This is a genomic window from Micromonospora sp. NPDC050417 (assembly GCF_044458865.1).
Lineage (GTDB): Bacteria > Actinomycetota > Actinomycetes > Mycobacteriales > Micromonosporaceae > Micromonospora_G.
This window is the reverse complement of sequence record NZ_JBITIH010000007.1, coordinates 247544-271014: the sequence shown is the minus strand read 5'-3', so window position 1 is coordinate 271014 and position 23471 is coordinate 247544. Positions and strand designations below refer to the sequence as shown.

19 protein-coding genes are annotated in these 23471 nt (G+C 71.1%); 10 read left to right on the top strand and 9 right to left on the bottom strand.

Annotated elements, in window-relative coordinates; genetic code table 11:
• Nucleotides 1-225: 225 nt before the first annotated feature.
• The 3 genes from ACIBF5_RS12265 to ACIBF5_RS12255 form a co-directional block, all read right to left on the bottom strand.
• On the bottom strand, nt 226-825 hold the full coding sequence (locus tag ACIBF5_RS12265) for a hypothetical protein (protein ID WP_396810829.1): 600 nt from the start codon (nt 823-825) through the stop codon (nt 226-228).
• A 249-nt stretch (nt 826-1074) separates the two neighbouring features.
• Nucleotides 1075-1941 (bottom strand): bifunctional 5,10-methylenetetrahydrofolate dehydrogenase/5,10-methenyltetrahydrofolate cyclohydrolase, encoded by an 867-nt coding sequence (locus ACIBF5_RS12260; RefSeq protein WP_396810827.1) that lies wholly within the window; start codon nt 1939-1941, stop codon nt 1075-1077.
• Nucleotides 1938-2558 (bottom strand): cyclodeaminase/cyclohydrolase family protein, encoded by a 621-nt coding sequence (locus tag ACIBF5_RS12255; protein ID WP_396810825.1) that lies wholly within the window; start codon nt 2556-2558, stop codon nt 1938-1940. The genes ACIBF5_RS12260 and ACIBF5_RS12255 overlap by 4 nt, the downstream gene beginning before the upstream one ends.
• Before the next feature lie 271 nt (nt 2559-2829).
• Between ACIBF5_RS12255 and ACIBF5_RS12250 the strand changes: the two genes are divergently transcribed.
• The gene (locus ACIBF5_RS12250; RefSeq protein WP_396810823.1) at nt 2830-3753 is read left to right on the top strand and encodes a TIGR03620 family F420-dependent LLM class oxidoreductase; all 924 of its coding nucleotides are present in this window, start codon (nt 2830-2832) and stop codon (nt 3751-3753) included.
• A gap of 114 nt (nt 3754-3867) precedes the next feature.
• On the opposite strand, the gene ACIBF5_RS12245 is transcribed toward ACIBF5_RS12250, so the two are convergent.
• The 3 genes from ACIBF5_RS12245 to ACIBF5_RS12235 are packed head-to-tail and all read right to left on the bottom strand — an operon-like array spanning nt 3868 to nt 7332.
• On the bottom strand, nt 3868-4143 hold the full coding sequence (locus tag ACIBF5_RS12245; RefSeq protein WP_396810821.1) for a DUF2087 domain-containing protein: 276 nt from the start codon (nt 4141-4143) through the stop codon (nt 3868-3870).
• 55 nt (nt 4144-4198) lie between these two features.
• Nucleotides 4199-5677 (bottom strand): ATP-binding protein, encoded by a 1479-nt coding sequence (locus ACIBF5_RS12240; protein WP_396810819.1) that lies wholly within the window; start codon nt 5675-5677, stop codon nt 4199-4201.
• Nucleotides 5674-7332, bottom strand: coding sequence for an FAD-dependent oxidoreductase (locus tag ACIBF5_RS12235; protein ID WP_396810817.1), 1659 nt, complete (start codon nt 7330-7332; stop codon nt 5674-5676). The genes ACIBF5_RS12240 and ACIBF5_RS12235 overlap by 4 nt, the downstream gene beginning before the upstream one ends.
• A gap of 204 nt (nt 7333-7536) precedes the next feature.
• Here ACIBF5_RS12235 and ACIBF5_RS12230 point away from each other — a divergent pair, with 204 nt between their 5' ends.
• The 6 genes from ACIBF5_RS12230 (at nt 7537) to ACIBF5_RS12205 (ending at nt 14663) form a co-directional block, all read left to right on the top strand.
• Nucleotides 7537-8232, top strand: coding sequence for an SDR family oxidoreductase (locus ACIBF5_RS12230; RefSeq protein ID WP_396810816.1), 696 nt, complete (start codon nt 7537-7539; stop codon nt 8230-8232).
• Nucleotides 8226-9833: an MFS transporter gene (locus tag ACIBF5_RS12225; RefSeq protein WP_396810814.1), complete on the top strand. Its 1608-nt coding sequence runs from the start codon at nt 8226-8228 to the stop codon at nt 9831-9833. Before ACIBF5_RS12230 ends, ACIBF5_RS12225 begins: the two co-directional genes overlap by 7 nt.
• A 2-nt stretch (nt 9834-9835) precedes the next feature.
• Nucleotides 9836-11134 carry a low temperature requirement protein A gene (locus ACIBF5_RS12220; RefSeq protein ID WP_396810812.1) on the top strand — a complete coding sequence of 433 codons (1299 nt, stop codon included), beginning with the start codon at nt 9836-9838 and terminating at the stop codon, nt 11132-11134.
• Between the two features lie 143 nt (nt 11135-11277).
• Nucleotides 11278-12498: a M20 family metallopeptidase gene (locus ACIBF5_RS12215; protein ID WP_396810810.1), complete on the top strand. Its 1221-nt coding sequence runs from the start codon at nt 11278-11280 to the stop codon at nt 12496-12498.
• Entirely contained in the window at nt 12495-13370 is an 876-nt protein-coding gene (locus tag ACIBF5_RS12210; RefSeq protein WP_396810808.1) for an NAD-dependent epimerase/dehydratase family protein, read from the top strand. The genes ACIBF5_RS12215 and ACIBF5_RS12210 overlap by 4 nt, the downstream gene beginning before the upstream one ends.
• 18 nt (nt 13371-13388) lie before the next feature.
• Entirely contained in the window at nt 13389-14663 is a 1275-nt protein-coding gene (locus tag ACIBF5_RS12205; protein WP_396810806.1) for an enolase C-terminal domain-like protein, read from the top strand.
• Between the two features lie 127 nt (nt 14664-14790).
• Here the strand turns inward: ACIBF5_RS12205 and ACIBF5_RS12200 are convergent, their stop codons facing one another.
• The 3 genes from ACIBF5_RS12200 to ACIBF5_RS12190 form a co-directional block, all read right to left on the bottom strand.
• Entirely contained in the window at nt 14791-16038 is a 1248-nt protein-coding gene (locus tag ACIBF5_RS12200) for an esterase-like activity of phytase family protein (protein WP_396810804.1), read from the bottom strand.
• A 108-nt stretch (nt 16039-16146) separates the two neighbouring features.
• The gene (locus ACIBF5_RS12195; protein ID WP_396810803.1) at nt 16147-17181 is read right to left on the bottom strand and encodes a poly(3-hydroxybutyrate) depolymerase; all 1035 of its coding nucleotides are present in this window, start codon (nt 17179-17181) and stop codon (nt 16147-16149) included.
• Nucleotides 17182-17319: 138 nt separating this feature from the next.
• Complete coding sequence (locus ACIBF5_RS12190; protein ID WP_396810801.1) at nt 17320-18183, bottom strand: alpha/beta hydrolase; 864 nt, start codon at nt 18181-18183, stop codon at nt 17320-17322.
• Between the two features lie 217 nt (nt 18184-18400).
• Here ACIBF5_RS12190 and ACIBF5_RS12185 point away from each other — a divergent pair, with 217 nt between their 5' ends.
• The 3 genes from ACIBF5_RS12185 to meaB are packed head-to-tail and all read left to right on the top strand — an operon-like array spanning nt 18401 to nt 23465.
• Nucleotides 18401-20257: a methylmalonyl-CoA mutase family protein gene (locus ACIBF5_RS12185; RefSeq protein WP_396810799.1), complete on the top strand. Its 1857-nt coding sequence runs from the start codon at nt 18401-18403 to the stop codon at nt 20255-20257.
• A complete protein-coding gene (gene scpA / locus ACIBF5_RS12180) occupies nt 20257-22476 on the top strand; it encodes a methylmalonyl-CoA mutase (protein WP_396810796.1) in 2220 nt (739 codons plus the stop codon). Before ACIBF5_RS12185 ends, scpA begins: the two co-directional genes overlap by 1 nt.
• Entirely contained in the window at nt 22473-23465 is a 993-nt protein-coding gene (gene meaB, locus ACIBF5_RS12175) for a methylmalonyl Co-A mutase-associated GTPase MeaB (RefSeq protein WP_396810794.1), read from the top strand. The genes scpA and meaB overlap by 4 nt, the downstream gene beginning before the upstream one ends.
• The last annotated feature ends 6 nt before the right edge of the window (nt 23466-23471 follow it).

The window sequence follows — 23471 nt, the reverse complement described above, 5'->3', positions numbered from 1 at the left end:
CCCGCGCCGGTCGGCCGAGATCCCGCTCGTAATGTCCAAAGTGGACATGGCACACCTGCCGACTAGGACTGCGGCGCGCAGCGCCCGGAGATCTTCGAGGGAGGTGGGCCGGCCGCCGGTCGGGTAGGTCGTGCCCCGCTCCCGAGTTGCTTCCAAGATCCTGCAATCCGTTACGGGGGCGTGTCAATAATATTTCGTAAATTATGAGTTCCGGTGATGCCGGGATCAGAGACCGGCGGCCTGGTCGTAGCGCTGGCGCAGCTCACGCATCGACTGCTCGCCCAGCGACTCCTTCAACGCCTGCTCCTGGTAACGCTCCGGAAAGAGCTGACGCACCCGGTCGACGAAGGGCACCCCGTTGGTCGCCTCGGCAACCTGCACCACCGGTGGCTCGGTGCCCATCGCCACCACGATCGGGCCGACCAGCTTCACCGCCCACTCCCACGGCCGGTTCGGCTCCGCCACACCGCAGAGATGGAATCCGTACGCCGTCCGGACCTCCGAAACGGTGGTCGCCGCCGCCGGCTCGACGCCGAAGACCCGTACGCCGCAGACGATGCTCGTCTCCTGCGCCACGTCCCGCGCGTGCTCACCGTGGCCCTGGTGCTGCTCCGGCTCCAGTTGCTCCAGGGTCGCCACCAGGCGGCGATCAAGCTGGGCGAAGAGGTCGTCGGCGGGCGCCGGGCCGGAACCGGAGCGCCCGACCAGCAGTACGACGGTGGCCGAGACCCCCAACAGGATCACGGCGACCCAGACGAAGCGGTTACGCCACCAGGCCGAGGCAGGGGCCGTGGCCTGGCCGACACTCCCCGAAGAAGCTCGCATGATGTCCCATCACCGGTCGGACGCCCTGGCGGCAACGCCAGCACGGTCAGTTCACGCGGTGACGGCGACACGGAGCGCCGCACAGCATCCCGATCGAGCCCGGGGGATGCCATCGGCGCGGAGGTCGCCCACCACCTGGTGTCTCATCCGGCTCCGCCGACCGGCGCGGTTGCCCCCGACGCCGTGGCGATACCGCCCATCGGAGCACGCCGGGCACCGAGCGGTCAATGGCCGCCCGTCGATCCCCCACTATCGCGTGGCCGACGACCCGGCCAACGCGGTCGCCGCCCGCACGGTGTGGTTCAGCAGCAGTGCCGTGGTCACCGGGCCGACCCCGCCGGGAACCGGGGTGAGCCCGGCGGCCTGCTCGGCGACCGGGCCCGCGTCCACGTCACCGACGAGCCCACCGTCCGGCGTCGGGTTGGTGCCGACGTCGACCACCACCGCCCCCCGCTTCACGTGTCCCGCGGTGACCAGGCCGGGCCGGCCGACCGCGGCGACCAGGACGTCGGCGGTGCAGGTGACCGAGGCCAGGTCAGGGGTACGCGAATGGCAGACGGTGACCGTGGCGTGCCGCTCCAGCAGCAGATGGGCAACGGGTTTGCCAACCACGGTGGAGCGTCCGATCACCACCGCCCGGCGCCCGGCCAACTCGACCCCGTGGTGGTCCAGAACCGCCAGCACGGCCGCGGCCGTCGCGGGCGGGTACGCGGGCAGCCCGGCGACGAGCCGGCCGAGGCTGAGTGGGTTCGCCCCGTCGACGTCCTTCTCCACCGCGATCGCCCCGCTCAACTCCTCCAGCCTCACCCCTCCCGGGAGCGGAGTCTGCAGGATGATGCCGTGCACCAGGTCGTCGGCGCTCAGTGCGGCCAGGGTGGCCCGGACTGTCGCCAGTTCGGCATCGGCACCGAGGTCGAGCACCTTGCAGACGATGCCGAGCTTGACCGCCGCCGTGCTGATCGAGCGGACGTACCCGGCGCTGGCCGCGTCGTCGGTGGCGACCACGACCGCGAGTCTGGGCGGTGTCCCGGCGTCGGTGAGCGCGGCGGCCTGTCGGGCGGTGTCGGCACGGAGCGCGGCGGCGAGTTCACGACCGCTCAGGATCAGCCCGCTCATCCGGCGATCCCCCGCCGTACGGCGGCGGTCAACCGGTCCGCGCGGGTAGCGAGTTCGTCGACCCGGTCGGTTCCCGCGACGAGCGTGGCCCGGGCGGTGTGCTCACGGACACCGGCGAGGTTGACCTCGACGTTGACCCGGGCGGTCGTGGCGGCGGCACGGGCAGCCTCGGCGGCGGCGGCCACGTCGGTGCTGACATTCGGGTTGCCGATCGGCAGCAACTCCTCCGCCAACGTCAGCACCTCGGCGGCGACCGCGATCACCTGGGCCGGTGGCTGCGCCGCGCCGACCAGGGCGGTGGCGATCGCGGCCGAGCGGTCGGCGCGCTGCGCCTCGGAGTCCCTCGGCAGCCGGTAGGCGTCGGTGACGGCGGTGAAGGCGGCGGCGTCCTGCGCCGCCAGCCTGAGCGCGTCGGCCCGGAGCGCGTCGCTGGCGCCGATGATCCGGTCGATCGACGCCCGGTGTTCGGCGTACCGTTCGCCAGTGCTGTACCGGGCCACCATTGCGACCAGTGCCGCAGCCTGGGCGGCGTGCAGGGCCGCGGTGGCGCCGCCGCCGGGCGCTGGTACCCGGTCGGCGAGCCGGTCCAGGAACTCGCCGATCTTCTCGTCGCGCATCCGCACTAGTCCTCCACGTAGGGTGACTGGAACTGGCGCCGCCGGAACAGATCATGCCAGCACCCGTCGGCCTGCTCCGGTCACCCCGACGGCGCGTCCGGTCACGGTGCGTCGAGATGCGTGACGGGACGTCGTTTCTCCACGGACTCCCGGCCGGACCACGCCGACGTCCCCGGAGGATGACCGGACCGGGCCCCGGCGGGCGCAATAAGATCCAGATCAACGGCCGGAACGATGTCGGCCGACCTGAGAAGTGAGGCGGTGAGGGTCGATGCAGCAGGAACGCCCCAGCGGTGTGGATCTAGCCCAGTTGCGGCAACGACTGGGCCGGGTCGGGGTCTGGAGCAGCCGGTTGAGCCATGAGTCGGCAGCATCAGCCGGCGCGCTGGTTTCCGAGATCGAGGACCTCGGCTACGGGACAGTGTGGGTGGGCGAAACCCCGGCGAGCAAGGAGGCGCTCGTCCACGCCGGGCTCCTGCTCAACGCCACCCGAAACCTGATGGTCGCCACCGGCATCGTCAACATCTGGGGCCGCGACGCCACCGCCGCGTCAAACGGGGCGAACGCGCTGGCCGAGGCGTACGGAAACCGGTTTGTCCTCGGCCTCGGGGTGAGTCACGCGCCACTCGTCTCCACCCGCGGGCACGACTACCGCAAACCGCTCTCGGCGATGCGCGACTATCTCGACGCCATGGACGCGGTCCACTACGAGGGCCCCCTGTCGACCCCCGCGCCCCGGATGCTGGCCGCGCTCCGGCAGGGAATGCTGGAGCTGGCTGCGGAACGCACCGACGGCGCCCACCCCTACTTCGTCACGCCGGAACACACCGCCAAGGCCCGTACGATCCTCGGCCCCGAGCCGGTGCTCGCACCGGAACAGACGGTCGTGCTGACCACCGACCCGGACCGGGCCAGGGCCGTCGGCCGAGCCTTCACCACCGGGTACCTGGCGATGCCGAACTACTACCAGCACATGCGGGCGCTCGGCTGGGAGGAGCGGGACCTTGCCGACGGGGGCAGCGACGCCCTGGTCGACGCGATCGTGGCCTGGGGCGAACCGGAGCAGGTCGCCGAACGGATCCGGGCGCACCACGACGCTGGCGCGGACCACGTCTGTGTGCAGCCGCTCGCCAGCAACGCCGCCGACCAACTGGCCCAACTCCGGGCGCTGGCGCCGCTACTCAACCAGGGCTGAGCCGTCGCGGACGTCGACCCGACCGGATCGCGGCGGGTCGGCGTCCGGTCGGTCGGTCGGTCGGTCGGTCGGTCGGTCGGTCGGTCGGTCGGTCCGGGGTCGGGTCGCGGGCGATCAGACGTCGACCGGGCCACCGGTACGCCAGTAGATCCCGTTCTCCCGGGACATCAGCCCCTCGGCGATCAAATAGCGGCGCAACGACACCCAGTCCGGCTCGTAGAACGTCCGCAGCACCGCGTCGACCTCCCGTTCGGTCAGCCGCACGCCGGGCTCGAACGAGGTGACGATGTGTTCCAGCAGCACCCGACGCTTGCCAGCCCTGGACGGGATCGTCACCAGCCGGTCGTCCTTGAGGAATGTGCGCAGCACCTTTTCCCGGTCTTCGCTCATCCTTCGGACCGTAGTCGCCGGGGCAACCCGTTTTCCGGACCGCCGCTGGCGGTGGTCACCTACCGGCGGACGGCCCGGTGGTCGGCTCCGCGTCGGCGAGCACGACCGGCGGCGGGCTGATCGGTAGGTAGATCCGGAACCGGGTGTCGCCGGGGCGCGACTCGACCCGGATGTCGCCCCGGTGCTTGGTCACCACGATCCGGTACGAGATGTCGAGGCCGAGACCGGTCCCCTCGCCGACCGGCTTGGTGGTGAAGAACGGCTCGAAGATGCGGTCCCGGATCTCTGGCGGAATGCCCGGTCCGGTGTCGCCGACCTCGACCACCAGCATGTCGCCCTCGCGGGCGGTACGGATGGAGAGCGTACCGGTCTCCCCCATCGCCCCGAGCGCGTTGTCGATCAGGTTGGTCCAGACCTGGTTCAGCTCGGCCGCGTAAGCGGGAATGGGAGGCAGGCCCTGGCCGTACTCCTTGACCTTCCGCACCCCGGCCGGGATCTTCGCCTTCATGATGGTGAGCGTGGCGTTGAGCAGGTCGTGCACGTCGACGACCTGGTACGGCGCCCGGTCCAGTTGGGAGTACTGCTTGGCCGCGCCGACCAGCCCGGAGACGCGTCCAACGGCGTCGTCGATCTCCCGCATGAGCTGCTCGGTCTCGACCGTGTAGGTCAGCCACCGCACGGCCGGATCGAGGTTCTCCGCGCCGACCGCGACCGCGACCTGGTCCAACCAGTCGGTGTCGATGCCGGCGGCGACCAACGAGGGGGCCAACCTCCAGCCGTCCGCGAAACCGTGCTCGTCGAGCCAGTCGGTCAGGGTGTCCTCGGCGTCGCTGGTCTCCAGCGCGGAGAGTTCCGGCGCGCTGGCCGCCCGCTTGACCGCGTCGTCCTGCAACTCCACCAGGTGGTGCAACCGGGAGCCGTCGAGCCGACCGTCGGCGATCATGGCAAGCTTGTGCCGCATCCCGGCGACCTGCCCGCGCAGCGTCGCGGTGGCCCGTACGGCTGCGGCGGCGGGGTTGTTCAACTCGTGGGTCAGCCCGGCCGAGAGCGCACCGAGGGCGAGCAGTCGCTCCCGCTCGCCGAGTCGGGTCTGGGTCCGGCGCATGCCGTAGAAGAGCCCTTCGAGCAGGTGCACCGCCATCGGGAACCAGTCCCGCATGGCGGTGGCGAAGACCGTCGCCGGCAGCACGAAGAGCTCACAGTCGGTGATCGCGCGCAGCGTGTTGGCGTACCGCTGGTCCGGGTCGTCCGGCATGTACGCGCGGATCGCACCGCCGTAGACACCCCGCTTGCTGGTCCGGACGACCTCGACCTCCTCGCCGCGTACCCGGCCGGACTGCATCACGGTGCCGGACAGCAGCACGTAGAAACAGGTGGCGGGCTCTCCCTCGGAGAAGATGTTGGTCTCCGCCTCGCGCCGCTCGACCCGCCCCTGCTCGGCGAGCCAGTCGAGTTGCTCGTCGGTCAACGCCTCGAACAGGAACAGGGTGCGTAACTCTTCCCGACCCAGCCGGTCGGTCCCCTGGTCACTCACTGCGCCTCCAGATACCGGTGTACGACCGTGACGGCCATCGCGCCCTCGCCGACGGCCGACGCGACCCGCTTCACCGAGTCTGCGCGCACGTCGCCTGCGGCGAACACCCCGGGCAGGCTGGATTCCAGGTGGTACGGGTCCCGGGGCAGCGACCAGCCGGCGGGGCGCTGCCCGTCGCGCAGGAGCGCGGGTCCGGTGACGATGAAACCGCGTTCGTCCCGGGAGACCACGCCCTCCAGCCAGTTCGTCCGGGGCTCGGCGCCGATAAAGACGAACAGCCAGGACGTCTTGACGGTACGGGTGGCACCGGTGCTCCGGTCACAGAGCGTCAGCGTCTCCAGGTGGTCGTCGCCGTACCCGCCGACCACCTCGGTGCGCGGGTGCACGGTGATGCAGGGCTCGCGTTCGACCTGCTCGATCAGGTAGCGCGACATCGACGACGTCAGGCTGGCACCCCGGATGAGGATGTGCACCCGGCGGGCGTACCGGGCGAAGTGCAGGGCCGCCTGGCCGGCCGAGTTCGCACCGCCCACGATGTAGACGTCCTCGCCGCTGCAACTGGGTGCCTCGGTCGCCGCCGAGCCGTAGAAGACCCCGCGACCGGTGAGGTCGGACAGTCCCGGTGCGTCGAGCCGCCGGTAGGCGACCCCGGTGGCCAGAACCGCGGCGTGCGCGGCAAGTGAGGTGCCGTCACCGAAGCGGAGCAGCCGGGCGGTGCCGGCCGCTTCCAGGCCAACCACCTCCCGGGTACTGAGGATCTCCGCGCCGAACTTCAGCGCCTGCCGGCGGGCGCGGTCGGTCAACTGCGCCCCGGAGACCCCCTCGGGGAAGCCGAGGTAGTTCTCGATGCGGCTGCTCTGCCCGGCCTGTCCACCGGTGGCCCGCTGCTCGACCAGGACCGTACGCAGCCCTTCGGAGGCGGCGTAGACCGCCGCACCGAGTCCGGCCGGACCGGCACCGACCACGATCACGTCGTAGAAGTCGGACGCGGGTGTGGTGCTCAGGCCGACGTGGCTGGCCAGGTCCGACTCACTCGGCATGGCCAGCGCCTTGCCGTCGGAGGTGATCACGACCGGTACGTCGGCGGGGCTCAGGTCGGCTGCGGCGAGCAGCCGGCCACCCTCCGGCTCGTCGGCGAGCAGCCAGCGGAACGGGACCAGGTTGCGGGCGAGGAAGTCGCGTACGGCGAACGACGGCGCCGACCACCGGTGCCCGATCACCCGGGTCTCGGTGGCGCTGATGTCCGGGGTGGCGGCCCAGACCTCCAGCAGGTTGTCGAGCACCGGGTAGAGCTTCTCCTCCGGCGGGTCCCAGGGCTTGAGCAGGTAGTGGTCCAGGTCGACGATGTTGATCGCGTCGATCGCGGCGTCGGTGTCGGCGTACGCGGTCAGCAGCACCCGCCGGGCCCGTGGGAAGAGATCCATCGCCGATTCCAGGAACTGGATGCCGTTCATCACTGGCATCCGGTAGTCGGCCAGGATCACCGCGACCTGCTCGCCGCGTAACTTGATCTCCCGGAGCGCGGCCAGCGCCGCCTCACCGGAGTCCGCCCGAACCACCCTGTACCGGTCACCGTAACGGCGCCGGACGTCGCGCGCCACGGCTCGGGAGACCGCGGGGTCGTCGTCGACGGTCAGGATCGCCGGGTTCGCCATGAAGTTCCATCCTGAAGAGTCGCCACGAGGTTCCATGCTGAAGCAGTGCGGGCCGGCCGGGCCCCCGGCAACCCTAGATGACGCCGCCGGAAACGCCCCTCGACCTCACCCCGATCGGGCGACATCTCGACCGGCTCGCCACGCACCGCCGGGAGCGGATGACAGGGTCGATGGGTACGGCAGATCCGGCGGGCTGGAGGTGACATGGGCGCGAAGACGTTCGTCGTGGCCGGCGGCACGAGCGGCCTCGGACTGGAGATCGCCCGGATGCTCACGGTCGACCATCGCGTCTTCGTCCTGGGCAACGTCGCCGACGAGGTCGCCGCCACCACCAGCGAACTTGAGTGCGCCGGCACAACCTGCGACGTCTCCTCGTACGACCAGGTCGCGCACGCCCTCGACGAGGTCAGCCGCCGGTACGGCGCCATCGACGGGCTGGCGCACTGCGCCAGCATGTGGGCCGGCGGGGCCCTGGAGGAGATGTCGCCGGAGGCGCTGCACAAGGCGATCGACGTCAACGTCCTGGGCACGGCGTACCTGCTGCGCGAGACGCTGATCCGGATGCGGGAACAGGGCCGGGGCAACGTGGTGTACATCGGGGCCCTGGCGGTGGAGAAGCCCCGGCCCGGGATCCCGGTCTACCGGGCGACCAAGAACTTCGGCAAGAGCCTGGTCGAGTCCCTCGCCCAGGCCGAGGGAACCAGCGGCATCAAGGTGATGCAGATCCACCCCGGACCGATGCACACCAAGCTCCAGGAACGCGTCGGCGCCGAATTTCTCGACGAGATATACGCCGAGCCGGAACAGGTGGCCCGGGAAGTGGTGAGGCTGCTGCTCCTGGAGCCCGACGACCTGTACGTCTCGGGCCAGGAAGTCCTCCGCGCCGACGGCAGGTGGTAAGCGCCGGCCCCGCGACCGCCGAGCCTACGACCTCGGCCTGGGCACCACTGCGCGTAGCCGCGTACCGCAACCTGTGGCTGGCCCTGCTCGCCGCGAACATCGGCACCTGGATGCAGACCGTCGGCGCCCAGTGGCTGTTGATCGAGGAACGCAACGCCTCGACCCTGGTCTCGCTGGTACAGACCGCGAGCATGCTGCCGATCCTGATGCTCGCCCTGCCGGCCGGGGCGTTGGCCGACGCGTTCGACCGACGGCACCTGCTCATCGCGGTGCAGCTCTACCTGGCCGCGGTCGGCGTACTGCTGACCGTCCTCACCGCCGCCGGCCGGATGCCGCCGGCGCTGCTGCTCACCCTCACCTTCGCCATCGGAGTCGGGCAGGCGCTGACCCTGCCCTGCTGGGCGGCGATCATCCCGGAGCTGGTGCCACGCAACCAGCTCCAGTCCGCCTCCGCGCTCGGTTCGATCAGCGTGAACGCGGCCCGCTCGATCGGCCCGGCGATCGCCGGTCTGCTGATCGCCCGCGCCGGTGTCGCACCGCTCTTCGCGCTCAACGCCATCGCCGTACTGGTCTTCGGGTTCGCGCTGTACCGATGGCGTACCGACCACGCCCGCGCGGTGGAGGTGCCGGAGCGGTTCACCGCGGCGCTGCGCGCCGGGGGGCGCTTCGTCCGCCACTCCCCGGTGGTCCGGCGGTTGCTGTTCCGGGCGCTGCTCTTCCTCGTACCGGGCAGTGCGATCTGGGCGTTGCTCCCCCTGGTCGCCAACCGGCAGCTCGGCCTCGGCTCCAGCGGGTACGGCGTACTGCTCGCCGCCCTCGGAGTCGGCGCGATCGCCGGTGGACTGGTGCTGCCCTGGGTACGGGTGCACCTGACCGCCGGGGCGTTCCTGCTCGTCGCCAGTCTGCTCTACGGCGCGGCGCTGATCGTGGTCGCCCTGGCGCCGAGCCTGCCGGTGGTGCTGGTCGCCCTGGCTCCGGCCGGCGTGGCCTGGGTGACCGTGCTGTCGAACCTCAACGCGGAAATCCAGCTCTACCTGCCCGGCTGGGTACGCGCCCGTGGCCTCGCCGTCTACCAGGTGGTCTTCGCCGGCGGGCAGGCACTCGGCGCCCTGTCCTGGGGGGTGGTCGGCGACATGGCCGGGCTGGTCACCGCACATCTCGCCGCCGCCGCGCTGATGTTGCTCGGCGCGTTCACGGTGCGGCTCTGGCCCCTGCCCGACCTGCGCGGCGTCAACCAGGATCCGGAGAGCTACTGGCCGGCGCTGCGACTGACCCATGAACCGGACCCACGGATCGGACCGGTGGTGATCATCGTGACGTACGTGGTGCGGGCCGAGCACGAGGTGGCGTTCATCGACGCGATGGAGGAGGTACGGGGTTCACGGCAACGTACCGGCGCGACTCGGTGGGGTCTGTACCGCGAGGGCGAGTCACCGTCGTGTTTTGTCGAGGTTTACCAGCTCCCCTCCTGGGACGAGCATCTACGCCAGCACGGCGGCCGGCTGACCGGCGCCGACCGGGAGGCGGAACAGCGGGCGGTGGCACTGGCCGACGGTCCCCCACAGGTGCGCCACCTGCTGCCGACAGAGGCAGGCTCGTAACGGTGCACGATCGGAGCGCGCGGCGCCCGTTGCGGATCCGGGCCGCCACCGAGGGCACCCGGGTCAATCGGTTGGAGCTCTTCTTCGACCTGGTCTTCGTCTACGCCTTCTTCAACGTCGCCCGCGCGACCACCGACGACCTCAACGGGATCAGCCTGGTCCACGCCCTGTTGATCATATCTTTGCTCTGGTGGTGCTGGGTCGCCTACGCGTGGGCGGGCAACAGCATCCGCTCCGGCGAGGGCATGGTGCCGGTGGTCCTGTTCACCGTCATGGCCGCGATCTTCGTCGTGGCACTGACCATCTCCGAGGCGTTCGTCGACGTTCCCGGCGGCCTCTCCGGACCACTCGTCTTCGCCTGCTGTTACTTCGTGGTCCGGATCCTCTTCGTCGCGTTGCAGTGGCACGCCATCGCGGACCAGCCGCGGCTACACGCACACATGACCCGGGTCAGCGCGACGATCGTGCTCGCCACCGCGTTACTGCTGCTCGCCGCGTTGCTGCCGGAACACCTGCCAGCGGGGGCGGCCCGTACCTGGACCCAGATCGGTCTCTGGGGGCTTGCCGTCGGGGTCGAGTACGGCGCGGGCTACCTGTTCGCCCCACACGGTTGGCAGATCGCCTCGGCCGGACACTGGGCCGAACGGTTCTCGCTGATCCTGCTGGTCGCGTTCGGCGAACTGATCATCTCGGTCGGCGTGGGCGGCACCCAACTGCCGCACCCGATCACCTGGCCGCTGGTGATCGCGGCGGTCCTCGGCATCGTGATCACCGCCGCCCTGTGGTGGGCGTACTTCGACATCGTGGCGCTCGCCGCCGAACAGGCCCTGCACGCCGCGCGCGGAACCGACCGGGTGGTGCTCGCCCGGGACGCCTACATCTACCTGCACCTGCCGATCATCACCGGGCTGATGCTGCTCTCGCTCGGCGGCAAGGAGGCGCTCAAGCACATCGGCAACCCGAACGTCGGGCACGTCCCGATGCACCCGATCGCCGTCACCCTGCTCTACGGTGGGCTGGCGCTCTACCTGCTCGGCCACCTCTGCTTCCAACTCCGCATGCTCGGCACGTTGACCTGGACCCGGGTGGGTGCGATCGTCCTGACCGGCGTGTTGATCCCGCTCGCCGTCGAGATCCCCGCACTCCTGGCACTCGGCGTACTCGCCGGGATCTGCGTCGCGTTGGTCGGCGGTGAGCTGGTCCTGCTCGCCGGGTCGCGGCGCAACCTCCGGGAGGCGGTGCTGGAGGAACATCTCGCGCACGAGGCCCGGGAGACCGCCTGGCGACGCCGACACCGTTGAGGCCGGGCCGGGCAACGACGGAAACCCGGGCCGCGCGGACGGGCGCCGCGACCCGCCACGGTCGTTAGGATTCGATCGTGGCTGCCCGGCACCGGTTCACCCGTCGTCCGGTGTCCTGTCGGTGGCCCGACCGGGGAGGAAAGATGGGCCTGCGCGAGGACGCCGCGTCACTACAGGACGAGTTGGCGCTGCTGCGGCGGGAGCTGCACCAGATTCCCGAAGTCGGCCTCGACCTGCCCCGCACCCAGGAGCGGGTGCTCGCCGCGCTCGCCCCACTCCCGCTGGAGATCAGCACCGGAACCGGCCTCTCCTCGGTCACCGCCGTGTTGCGCGGTGGGCGCCCCGGACCGGTGGTGCTGCTCCGGGGCGACATGGACGCGCTGCCGGTGACCGAGGCCAGCGGTCTGCCGTACAGCTCACGCCACCACGGGGTGATGCACGCCTGCGGGCACGACCTGCACACCGCCGGCCTGGTCGGGGCCGCCCGACTGCTCAGCGCCCGGCGTGACGAACTCGCCGGGGACGTGGTCTTCATGTTCCAACCCGGCGAGGAGGGCCTCGACGGGGCAGCGCACATGATCTCCGAGGGGGTGCTGACCGCCGCCGGGCGCCCGGTCGACGCCGCGTACGGGCTACACGTCCTCTCCTCGACCGTCGCCCGGGGCGTCTTCTCCGCCCGTCCCGGACCGCTGATGGCCGCCTCCGCCGGACTCTTCGTGCGGGTGGTGGGGGCCGGCGGGCACGGCTCCACCCCGCACTACACGCTCGACCCGATCCCGGTCGCCGCCGAGATGGTCACCGCGCTGCAGGCCATGGTCACCCGGCGGTTCAACGTCTTCGACCCGGTGGTGCTGACCGTCGGGGTGTTCCAGGCCGGCACCAAACGCAACATCATCCCGGACGACGCGACCTTCGAGGCGACCGTACGCAGCTTCTCCACCGCCACCAGCGCCCAGGCCGGCGAGTACGCGGTCGCGCTCTGCGAACACATCGCCGCCGCACACGGGATGCGGGTGGAGGTCCGGTACGAGCAGGAGTACCCGGCGACGGTCAACGACGCCGACGAGTACGAGTTCGCCGCGTCGACCGTACGGGACGTCTTCGGCCCGGACCGGTTCGAGGACCTGGTCGACCCGATGACCGGCTCCGAGGACTTCTCCCGGGTGCTCGACCGGGTGCCCGGCGCGTACGTCTTCCTCGGCGCGTGCGCCGGTGACGATCCGAAGACGGCGCCGAGCAACCACTCCCCGCGAGCGGCTTTCGACGACAGCGTGCTCGCCGACGGGGCGGCGCTCCTGGCCGAACTCGCCGTCCGACGGCTCGCCGCACCAGCCGGGACGTCGCCGAAGGCACCTCGGGCGTGAGCACGGCTGCTCCGCGACGGGTCCTGGTGACCGGCGCCGCCGGACTGATCGGCCGGGCGATGCTGACCTTCCTGACCGCCCGGGGTGTGCCGGCGACCGCGCTGGTCCTGGAGAAGACCGACGACCTGGCGGCCGACCGGGTGGTGGTCGGTGACGCGGGCGACCCGGAGACGGTCCGGTCGGCGCTGGCCGGAGTCGACGGCGTGGTGCACCTCGCCGCGATCCCGGCCCCGACCCTGGACACCCCACAGGCCGTCTTCACCCGCAACACCCGGGCGACGTTCGCCGTGCTGGAGGAGGCCGGCCAGGCCGGCGTACGGCGCGCGGTGATCGCCTCCAGCTTCTCCGTCACCGGACTTCCCTGGTCGCAGGTCGACCTGCACCCGGCGTACGTGCCGGTGGACGAGGGGCTGCCGTTGCAGGTGACCGACGCGTACGCCCTCGCCAAGCAGGCCGACGAGGCGACCGCGGAGATGATGGTGCGGCGGCACGGCGGCACTGTCGTCGCGCTGCGGCTGCCGTTCGTGGGGCAGCGGGACGACCGGCTGGCCCGACGCGCCGCCGAGTTCGCCCGGAACCCGGAATCCGGCGCCCGGGAACTCTGGAGCTACCTGGACGTACGGGACGCGGCCCGGGCCTGCTGGCTCGGGCTGACCCGGCCGGGGCCCGGCGCGCACGTGGTCTTCGTCGCCGCCGACGACATCCTCGCCCCCTTCCCGACCGCCGAGTTGCTCGACCGCTACCACCCTGACGTGCCACGCCGCGCGGACCTGCCCGGGCGTTGCTCGGCGATCGACACCCGGGCCGCGCTGGAACTGCTGGGCTTCCAGCCCGAGCACCGGTTCGCGCCCGACCCCACGCCGCTGCCCTGACCCCCGGGAAGAGGATCGATGACCGAGGCTGAGCTGCCCGTACTGCCCGAGACCCAGGCGCCCTGGCCGGCCCGGGACGGGTTGCGGATCACCCGGGTACGGGCGATCGTCACCGCACCCGAGGGTCCACCGCTGGTGGTGGTCCGGATCGACACGAACGAACCCGGCCTGTACGGGCTGGGCTGCGCCACCTTCACCCAGCGTTTCACCGCCGTGGTCGCCACCATCGAACAGCACGTGGCCCCGATGCTGATCGGCCGGCACCCGGCCGACATCGAGGACATCTTCCGGATGGTCCACTTCTCCTCCTACTGGCGCAACGGACCGGTGACGAACAACGCGCTGGCCGGGGTGGACCTGGCGCTCTGGGACATTGCCGGCAAGAGGGCCGGGATGCCGGTCTACGAGCTGCTCGGCGGGCGGGTCCGTACCGCCGCCCAGTGTTACCTGCACGCGGGCGGGGCGACGGTGGCGGAGACGCTGGACCAGGCCCGGAAGATCATGAGCGCCGGTTACCGGCACGTCCGACTCCAGGTCGGACAGCCCGGCCTGGGCGCGTACGGCGCCGCCGGGGTCGGTGGCGGCTATCCGGGGCAGCCGTACCCGGACGGCTGGGACGTCCAGCAGTACCTGCGCACCACCCCGGCGCTCTTCGCCGCCGCCCGTCGCGAACTGGGCGAGGAGGTCGAGCTGCTACACGACGTGCACAGCCGGCTCAGCCCGAAACAGGTGGTGTTGCTGGCGCGTGCTCTGGAGCCGTACCGGCTCTTCTTCCTCGAGGATGTGATCGCGCCCGAGGAGTACGACCGGCTGCCGCAGATCCGGGCCGAGTCACCGGTGCCGATCGCGGTCGGCGAGCAGGTCAGCTCGGTCGCGGACGCCGCGCGGCTGGTCCTCGGCGGCGGGGTGGACCTGCTCCGGCTGCACATCACCGCGGTCGGCGGGCTGACCCCCACCCGCAAGCTGGTGGCGCTCTGCGAGCTGACCGGGGTGAAGACGGCCTGGCATGCGCCCGCCGACGTCTCGCCGATCGGCGCGGCGGCGAACGTGGCGCTGGACGTGACAACGCCAGCCTTCGGTATCCAGGAGGGACACGAGTACCACGAGGCGGCCATCGAGGTCTTCCCCGGCACCCTGGTGACCCGCAACGGATACCTCTACCCGAACGACGCGCCGGGCTGGGGCATCGAGCTCGACGAGCGGGTCGCGGCGAAGTATCCGCCGGTCACGCACCTGCACGAACGGTGGTCCGCACGGGTACGTCGCCCGGACGGCGGGATCGAGGCCCCTTAGCCTCGACCGTCCTCCGCCCCACCCGACGGGGCCGCCGGCGATCACCCGTCGGACGGCTCCCCCCGGCCGACGGCAGGCTGCCCCGGTCCGCGCTCGACGGACCGGGGCAGCTCGCGTCCGGCTCCGGTTACGGCAGGACGCGCTTGTCCGCGTCCAGGTTCGCGCTCAACCGGATGGTGATGAACTCGTTGTTGTCCGGCTTACCCGGGGTGCGGCCGTTCGACGACGGGAAGTTGTTGTCGTTGAGTACGCCGAGCGTCCGGTCGTCCAGGATGGCCAGGCCCTCGATGGTGGTGAACGGGAAGCGGAAGACCGGCCCGAAACCACCGATGTTGTGCGGGTTGTTGATGTTGAGCAGATCCGCGACGAGGGTCTTGTCGACCTTGCCGTCCCGGTCCCGGTCCCGCCGGTCGATCAGGTAGATCTTCTTGACCAGGGCGCTCGCGCCCTCGCCGCCGTCCCGCTCGATCACCAGCATGCGGTTGTTGTCGACGCTGATCGCGTCACCGATCGCGTGACTCGGCGAGTCGAGCTGGTACGTCCACCAGTTGTCGGTGTACCGGCCGGCGGCCAGGTCGAACTGGTACAGCCGCAGTGCGCCGGCCGGGTCACCGGAGACGGTCCCCTCCAGCAGCGGGTAGAGCGAACGGCCGTCCGGGGAGAGCGCCATGCCCTCGAAGCCCTTGCTGCTGGGCAGATTCGGCTGGCCCGCCGGGTTCTCCGGGGCCCGTACGCCGGGCAGCGGCACCGGAGCCTGGAGCAGTCGGCCGGCCCGGTCGAAGTGCAGCAGGTACGGGCCAAACTCGTCGCCGAGCCAGTACGAGCCGTCCTTGGCGCGGACCATCGACTCGACGTCGAAGTCGGCACCGGTGAGCACCCGGTCGGCGCGGGTCAGCGCGAACGGCACGAACCCGTTGGGGTCGGTGAGGCTCAGGCCACCGAGGACGTCGACGCCGCCGTTGCCGAAGTTCGGCGCGATCCGCTGGATCCGCAGCACGAAGTCGGCGCTGTTGGCCTTGTTACCGAAGCCGTTGTCGGAGAGCACGTCGAAGGTGCCGTCGGCGTTGCGCTGCACACCGCTGAAACCCTGCACCGGCTGGTCGGCGAAGGGTGCGGCGACACCGTTGACCGGGGTGGTGCCGAGCAGCGAACCGGAGGGCTCGCTGCCCGGAACCCAGGTCAGGGCCGGAAGTGAGGCGAAGTTGGTGAGCGTGGCCTGGCGGAACGGCTTCGCCGGTCCACCCTGCCCGGTGAGGTTGACCTCGGTACGGTCGGCCCCGATGAGGTTGGCCGCGGCGGTGGGCACGGCGAGTACGGCGAGCGTCAACGCGCCGATACCGAGGCCGAGCCCGAGCCGTCGAGCGGTAGCTGTCATGGCCGGCACGCTAAGCGCCCCGGTTGAACGCCGGTTGGCCGGCGGGGTAAGGAAGGGCCCCTTGTTATCGCTTTCTGTAGAGGAAGGGCCCCTTCCTAACAGCGCGGCTCAGCCGCCGAGGCGGCGCACCATGTTCATCACCGTCTCCAACTGCAATCCGCCCTTGATCGGGTACGCGGTGCTACCCAGGTAACCCCACCAGTCCCAGCAACCGTTCGGGTTGACCGCCGACGCGGTTGCCTGGGGGTAGAGCACGATCACCCGGTTGGTGTCGGCGTACTGGTTGAGGTTGGCCCGGTCCACGAAGGCCGTACCGACGGCGTTGTAGCCCTGCTGGCAGCCGTGCAGCGCCACCAGCAGACGACAGGACTGTCCGGCGGAGCAACTCGACGGCACGTACGCGAACCCGGTCGTGCCCATGCTCAGGCCGGCCGCGTACCCGTTCACCGCGAACGTGTTCTGGTTGAAGCTGGTCAGTGTGCCGGTCAGCGGACCGGTGTTCGGTGCGCTCACCGAGCCGAACAGTTTGCGCAGGAAGGTGTTCTGCGGGTCGGTGCCGCAGTCGTTCAGGAACGGTGACACGGTGGCGGCGCAGGCACCGGTGCCGTACGGCGTGACCCAGGCGTGCCCGGCCGACGAACCGCTGTCGTACTGCACGCTGGCGCCGAAGTTCTGGTAGTACCGGACCAGGTCGTCGGTGACCGACTTCTTGATCGCCGTGTCGTTGTTGCCGTGGTAGACGTACACGGGTTGACCGGAGAGGCGGCTGACCGGGTCGACCCAGCCGTACCCGGCCCAGGTGCGGGTGTACGCCTGCAGGTTGGTCAGGTACGTCGGCAGGCTGTTGTCCGCACAGCCGTAGAGCGCCTGGCTGACGTTGTTCTGGGCGCAGTAGTAGGGCCCGGCGGCGAAGACCGCGGCGCCCTTGATCCGGCTGGAGTAGGCGACCTGGAGCTGGGTCGCGAGGTAGCCGCCGGAGGAGACCCCGGCGACGTACACCCCGGACACCTGGTATGTGCCGAGCGTGCCGGGTACCGGGGTCTTGGTGTACGGGTTGGCGGCGGCCTGGGCCGGGGCCGTGCCGGGTACGAGCAGTAGCAGGGCCGCGACGGCGGCCGTGGCGGTGCGTGCGAGGAACCTCATGGGACGCCCTCCTGAGGGAAGACGCCGGCGGTGGGGCGCGGCGTGCACCGAGGCTAGGAGGTCGGTCGCGGGTACGACATCCTCGCCTGTGACATGTCTCGATGCGCGCCAGTGTGGTCGGACACCAGGGGCGGGGACTCAGTGGCCGGCCACCGGTGCCGGTTGCCGCTGGTAGTCCGGCTTGTGCGTCGCGGTCGCCTCGACCGCCCATTCGAGTGCGTAGTCGGCGACCTGCTGCCAACCCGGCTGTCCGAGGGTGAAGTGCGTCCGGCCGGGAAACTCGTGGTAGCCGGTGATGGCCCGGGAGCGCCGGTACCGGCCGGCGTTCGCCTTGTTCAGCACCGGCGGGGCGACGTGATCGGCGCCACCGGCGATCAGGAGCAACGGCGCTCGGTCGCTGTTGGCGTAGTTGACCCGCAGCGCCGAACGCGGGTTGAGGTTCGCCATTGCCCCCTCGAACAGCACTCCCCCGGCGCCGGCCACGTGGTAGCGCCCGTAGATCCGGTTGGACTCCTCCCGGCTCAGACTGTTGGTGAAGGCGTAGTGGAACTGCTCGGGGCTCAGCGGTACGGCCTTGTGCCGGTTACCCAGGCTGCGCAGGATCGGCCAGGAGGACCGCAGGGTCGACAGCGGCAGCCGTAGCACCCCCTTCACACCAGCGGAGTCGATCGCCACCGCCGCCGCGCCGAGTCCCCGGTCGGCGAGCACCTGGGTGAACGCCCCGCCGAAGGAGTGCCCCATGATGATCGGCGGCCGGTCCAGGTTCCGGATGATCCGGTCGTAGTGGTCGACGATCCCGGCGATGGTGAGCCGAGCGATCGGCGACGGGTCCCGTCGGAGTTGCTCGACCTCGGCGTCCATGCCGGGCCAGGCGGGGGCGAGCACCCGGAAGCCGGCGCGGGTGTAGTGGTCGACCCACTGTTCCCAGCTTCGCGGTGTCATCCAGAGACCGTGGATCAGCACGATGGTGTCGGCCGCGCTGCGGTCGGCGGGAGTCGTCATGGTTGGCCGCATACCCGCAGTCCGAGGGGCCAATCCACCGGTGCGCGGGCACCGGCCAACCCGACCCGAACGACCGATATGCCCGAATAGTGCCGTTAGTTCCCGGACGGCGGCAGCACGGAAGCGACTCTGGCAACGGGCGCCACAGCAGGCCCCCTTGCCCGCCGACCCACCCACCGGTGAGCGGGCCACTCGGCGCCCCCCTTAGTCTCCGTTCATGACCCGGTCACCAGGAGAGCTGAGCCTCGCCGCTGACTTCGTGCCCGCGACGCCGGCCCAGTGGCGCCAACTGGCCCTCGCCGTCCTGCGGAAAAGCGGCGTCGCCGACGAGCGGACCGGCCCGGAGGCCGTCGACGAACTGCTGTCCCGGACGACGTACGACGGCATCCGGGTGGCCCCGCTGTACACCGCCGCCGACGTCCCCGTACCGACCGGCCTCCCCGGACTGCCCCCGTTCACCCGTGGCGGCCAGCCGACCCGATCACTCGGACCCGGCTGGGACGTCCGGCAGCGTCACGCCGACCCCGATCCGGTTGCCACCCGCGAAGCCGTCCTGAGTGACCTGGAGAACGGCGTCACCTCGATCTGGCTGGCCCTGGAACCGGCCGGACTGGACCACGAGTCGCTATCAGCCGTACTCGACGGTGTCTACCTCGACGTCGCGGGCCTGGTCCTCGACGCCGGTCCGGCGACCGAACCGGCCGCCGCCGCCCTGTTCGCCCTCGCCGCCAAGCGGAAGGTCGACCCCGCCGAACTGAGCGGCAGCCTCGGCGCCGACCCGCTTGGTTGGCAGGCCCGCACCGGCACCCCGGCTGATCCGCGTACGGCGGCGACACTCGCCCGCCGCTGCGCCGCCGACCACCCCCGGCTGCGGGCGATCACCGTGGACGCCACCGTCTACCACGACGCGGGCGGCAGCGATGCCGAGGAACTCGGGTGCGCGCTCGCCGCCGGGGTGGCCTACCTGCGTGCGCTCACCGACGCCGGGCTCGACCCGGTCGACGCGCTGGGACAGTTGGAGTTCCGGTACGCCGCCACGGCCGACCAGTTCCTGACCATCGCGAAGTTGCGGGCGGCACGTCGGGTCTGGGCCCGGGTCGCCGAGGTATGCGGTGTCCCGACGGCAGGTGCGCAGTACCAGCACGCGGTGACGTCGTCGGCGATGATGACCGCGCGCGACCCGTGGGTGAACATGCTCCGCACCACCCTGGCCTGCTTCGCCGCCGGAGTGGGCGGCGCGAACGCGGTGACGGTGCAGCCGTTCGACGCCCGACTCGGGCTGCCGGACGGGTTCAGCCGCCGGATCGCCCGCAACACCCAGTCACTGCTGCTCGCCGAGGCCAACGTGGACCGGGTGATCGACCCCGCCGGTGGCTCCTGGTATGTCGAGCGCCTGACCGAGGACCTCGCCCAGGCGGCGTGGGCCTGGTTCACCGAGATCGAACGGGCCGGTGGCCTGGCCGCCGCACTCGCCAGCGGAATCGTCGCGCAACGGCTCGCGACCACCTGGCGACGACGTACGGAGAACCTCGACCACCGCCGTGATCCGATCACCGGCGTGAGCGAGTTCCCGAACCTCGACGAGGCCCGTCCGACCCGTGTGCCGGCACCCGTGCCGGTGGGCGGCGGCCTGCCCCGGCACCGGTACGCGGAACGGTTCGAGTCCCTGCGGGACCGGTCCGACGCGCACGTGGCGGGCACCGGCGCCCCGCCCACCGTCTTCCTCGCCACCCTGGGCCCGGTCGCCGCGCACACCGCCCGGGCATCGTTCGCGGCGAACCTCCTCGCCGCCGGTGGCGTGGCCACCACCCGGAGCGGAACCGGTGCCGACCCGGCGGTGATCGCCGCCGAGTTCGTCGCCAGCGGTGCCACCGTGGCGTGCATCTGCGGCACCGACAAGAGCTACGCCGCGCTGGCCTCCTCCGTCGCCGAAGCGCTCGCCTCCGCGGGAGCCACCCGGGTGTGGCTCGCCGGCAAACCCGGCGGGTACGACCACGTGGACTCCTACCTCTTCACCGGCTGCGACGCGGTCGCGGTGCTCGAAACAACGCTACGTGACCTGGGGGTGGCGTGATGATCCCGGATTTCTCCCACGTTGAACTCGGTACGCCGAGCCCCGGCACCGGGACCGACCCGGATCGGTGGCGGGCGGAGGTGCACGACCGGACCGGTGTGGACCCGGAGAAGTTGGCCTGGGAAACCCCGGAGGGGATCAGCGTCGCCCCGCTCTACACCCCGGCGGACCTCACCGGCGTCGACTTCCTGGACACCTACCCCGGGATCACCCCCTACCTGCGGGGCCCCTACCCGACGATGTACACCACCCAGCCGTGGACCATCCGCCAGTACGCCGGCTTCTCCACCGCGCAACAGTCGAACGCCTTCTACCGGCGTAATCTCGCCGCCGGCCAGAAGGGACTGTCGGTCGCGTTCGACCTGCCCACCCACCGGGGGTACGACTCCGATCACCCCCGGGTCACCGGCGACGTCGGCATGGCCGGGGTGGCGATCGACTCCATCTACGACATGCGGGAACTCTTCGACGGCATCCCGCTGGACCGGATGAGCGTCTCGATGACCATGAACGGGGCCGTGCTCCCCGTCCTCGCCCTCTACATCGTCGCCGCCGAGGAACAGGGCGTCGCACCGGAACAGCTCTCCGGGACGATCCAGAACGACATCCTCAAAGAGTTCATGGTCCGCAACACCTACATCTACCCACCCGGGCCATCGATGCGGATCATCTCCGACATCTTCGCCTACACCTCCGCGCGGATGCCCCGGTTCAACTCGATCTCCATCTCCGGCTACCACATCCAGGAGGCCGGGGCCACTGCCGATCTGGAACTCGCGTACACCCTCGCCGACGGCATCGAATACCTCCGCGCCGGACAGGCCGCCGGTCTGGACATCGACGCCTTCGCCCCCCGGCTCTCGTTCTTCTGGGCCATCGGCATGAACTTCTTCATGGAGGTCGCCAAACTCCGCGCGGCCCGACTGCTCTGGGCCAAACTCCTACGGGAGTTCAACCCCAAGAACCCGAAGTCGTCGAGCCTGCGTACGCACTGCCAGACCTCCGGCTGGTCGCTGACCGCCCAGGACGTCTACAACAACGTCATCCGTACCTGCGTCGAGGCCATGGCCGCCACCCAGGGCCACACCCAGTCCCTGCACACCAACGCCCTCGACGAGGCGCTCGCCCTGCCCACCGACTTCTCCGCCCGCATCGCCCGCAACACCCAACTCCTGCTCACCCAGGAATCCGGCACCACCAGCGTGATCGACCCCTGGGGCGGCAGCGCGTACGTCGAACGCCTCACCCACGACCTCGCCGCCCGCGCCTGGGAACACATCCAGGAGGTCGAAGCCGCCGGTGGCATGGCCCGCGCGATCGACGAGGGCATCCCCAAGCTGCGGATCGAGGAGGCGGCGGCCCGTACCCAGGCCCGGATCGACTCCGGTCGCCAACCGGTCATCGGCGTCAACACGTACCGGCCCGAGGCGGACGAACCGATCGACGTACTCCGGGTCGACAACAGCGCGGTCCGCGCCGAGCAGATCGCCAAGCTCGAACGGTTGCGCGCCGAACGCGACCCGAAGGCATGGGCGGACGCACTCGACGCACTGCGCCGGGCCGCCGCCGCCACCGAGCCCACCGCCGCCGGCGACCTCTCCGGCAACCTGCTCGCCCTCGCGGTCGACGCAGCCCGAGCCAAGGCCACTGTCGGCGAGATCTCCGACGCGCTGGAGGCGGTGTACGGCCGGCACGCCGCGCGGATCCGTACGATCTCAGGGGTGTACCGCAACGAGGCCGGCGAGGTGACCAACATCGAACGGGTCCGGGACGCCACCGCCGCGTTCGGTGCCGCCGAGGGACGTCAGCCCCGCATCCTGGTGGCGAAGATGGGGCAGGACGGGCACGACCGTGGCCAGAAGGTGGTGGCCACCGCCTTTGCCGACCTCGGCTTCGACGTCGACGTCGGACCGCTGTTCCAGACCCCGGCCGAGGTCGCCCGCCAGGCGGTCGAGGCCGACGTCCACATCGTCGGGGTGAACTCCCTCGCCGCCGGTCACCTGACGCTGGTGCCGGCGCTGCGCGACGAACTCGCCGCGCTCGGCCGCGACGACATCATGATCATCGTTGGTGGGGTGATCCCCGCGCAGGACTTCGACGCCCTCCGGCAAGCCGGCGCCTCGGCCATCTTCCCCCCGGGTACGGTCATCGCCGACGCCGCCCTCGACCTCCTCACCGAACTGGGTCGCCGGCTCGGCCATCCGGCGCCCACCGCATGACCCGAGCCGCACCTGACGTCGAGGCGTACGCCACGGGCGTGCTCGCCGGCGCCCCGGCCTGGATAGCGCGGGCGATCACCCTGGTGGAGTCACGGCGCCCCGACCACCGGGCGCTGGCTCAGCAACTGCTCGTCACGCTCACCCCGCATTCCGGCAACGCCCGCCGGATCGGGGTGACCGGGGTGCCGGGCGTCGGCAAGTCGACCTTCATCGACGCGCTCGGCAGCCTGCTCACCGCCGACGGCCACCGGGTGGCGGTGCTGGCGGTCGACCCCTCCTCCACCCGTACCGGCGGCAGCATCCTCGGCGACAAGACCAGGATGACCCGGCTCGCCACCGACCCGGCAGCGTTCGTCCGTCCCTCCCCCACCGCCGGCACCCTCGGTGGCGTGGCGCAGGCCACCCGGGAGGCGATGGTCGTGGTGGAGGCGGCCGGCTACGACGTGGTGCTGGTGGAGACCGTCGGCGTCGGACAGTCCGAGACCACGGTCGCCGAGATGGTCGACTCCTTCCTGCTCCTCGCCCTGGCCCGCACCGGCGACCAGCTCCAGGGGATCAAGAAGGGCGTACTCGAAATCGCCGACGTGATCGCGGTCAACAAGGCCGACGGCCCGCACGCGGCCGAGGCCCGTACGGCGGCGCGGGAACTGGGCGGCGCGTTGCGGCTGCTGCGTACGGCCGAGGGCGGGTGGCAGCCACCCGTGCTCACCTGCAGCGGTCAGGAGGGTACCGGCCTGACCGAGGTGTGGCGCCACCTGGTCGCGCACCAGGAGACGCTCCGCACCAGCGGCGAACTCGACGCCCGGCGCAGCCGGCAGCAGGTGCGCTGGCTCTGGGACCTGGTCCGCTCGGCGCTACTCGACCGGCTGCGGGCGGATCCGGCGGTCGCCGCGCTCGCTCCCGACCTGGAACGTCAGGTACTCGATGGGACCCTGACCCCGGCGCTCGCCGCCGACCGGCTGCTTGCCGCCTTCACCGCCCACGACTGACCCGAC

What these genes read in the sequence shown, in the direction of transcription:
- ACIBF5_RS12245 (WP_396810821.1), bottom strand. Translation starts at nt 4,143, where the DNA reads ATGAGCGAAGACCGGGAAAAGGTGCTGCGCACATTCCTCAAGGACGAC.
- ACIBF5_RS12265 (WP_396810829.1), bottom strand. Translation starts at nt 825, where the DNA reads ATGCGAGCTTCTTCGGGGAGTGTCGGCCAGGCCACGGCCCCTGCCTCG.
- ACIBF5_RS12230 (WP_396810816.1), top strand. Translation starts at nt 7,537, where the DNA reads ATGGGCGCGAAGACGTTCGTCGTGGCCGGCGGCACGAGCGGCCTCGGA.
- ACIBF5_RS12215 (WP_396810810.1), top strand. Translation starts at nt 11,278, where the DNA reads ATGGGCCTGCGCGAGGACGCCGCGTCACTACAGGACGAGTTGGCGCTG.
- ACIBF5_RS12195 (WP_396810803.1), bottom strand. Translation starts at nt 17,181, where the DNA reads ATGAGGTTCCTCGCACGCACCGCCACGGCCGCCGTCGCGGCCCTGCTA.
- ACIBF5_RS12235 (WP_396810817.1), bottom strand. Translation starts at nt 7,332, where the DNA reads ATGGCGAACCCGGCGATCCTGACCGTCGACGACGACCCCGCGGTCTCC.
- scpA (WP_396810796.1), top strand. Translation starts at nt 20,257, where the DNA reads ATGATCCCGGATTTCTCCCACGTTGAACTCGGTACGCCGAGCCCCGGC.
- ACIBF5_RS12250 (WP_396810823.1), top strand. Translation starts at nt 2,830, where the DNA reads ATGCAGCAGGAACGCCCCAGCGGTGTGGATCTAGCCCAGTTGCGGCAA.
- ACIBF5_RS12190 (WP_396810801.1), bottom strand. Translation starts at nt 18,183, where the DNA reads ATGACGACTCCCGCCGACCGCAGCGCGGCCGACACCATCGTGCTGATC.
- ACIBF5_RS12255 (WP_396810825.1), bottom strand. Translation starts at nt 2,558, where the DNA reads ATGCGCGACGAGAAGATCGGCGAGTTCCTGGACCGGCTCGCCGACCGG.
- meaB (WP_396810794.1), top strand. Translation starts at nt 22,473, where the DNA reads ATGACCCGAGCCGCACCTGACGTCGAGGCGTACGCCACGGGCGTGCTC.
- ACIBF5_RS12185 (WP_396810799.1), top strand. Translation starts at nt 18,401, where the DNA reads ATGACCCGGTCACCAGGAGAGCTGAGCCTCGCCGCTGACTTCGTGCCC.
- ACIBF5_RS12205 (WP_396810806.1), top strand. Translation starts at nt 13,389, where the DNA reads ATGACCGAGGCTGAGCTGCCCGTACTGCCCGAGACCCAGGCGCCCTGG.
- ACIBF5_RS12200 (WP_396810804.1), bottom strand. Translation starts at nt 16,038, where the DNA reads ATGACAGCTACCGCTCGACGGCTCGGGCTCGGCCTCGGTATCGGCGCG.
- ACIBF5_RS12260 (WP_396810827.1), bottom strand. Translation starts at nt 1,941, where the DNA reads ATGAGCGGGCTGATCCTGAGCGGTCGTGAACTCGCCGCCGCGCTCCGT.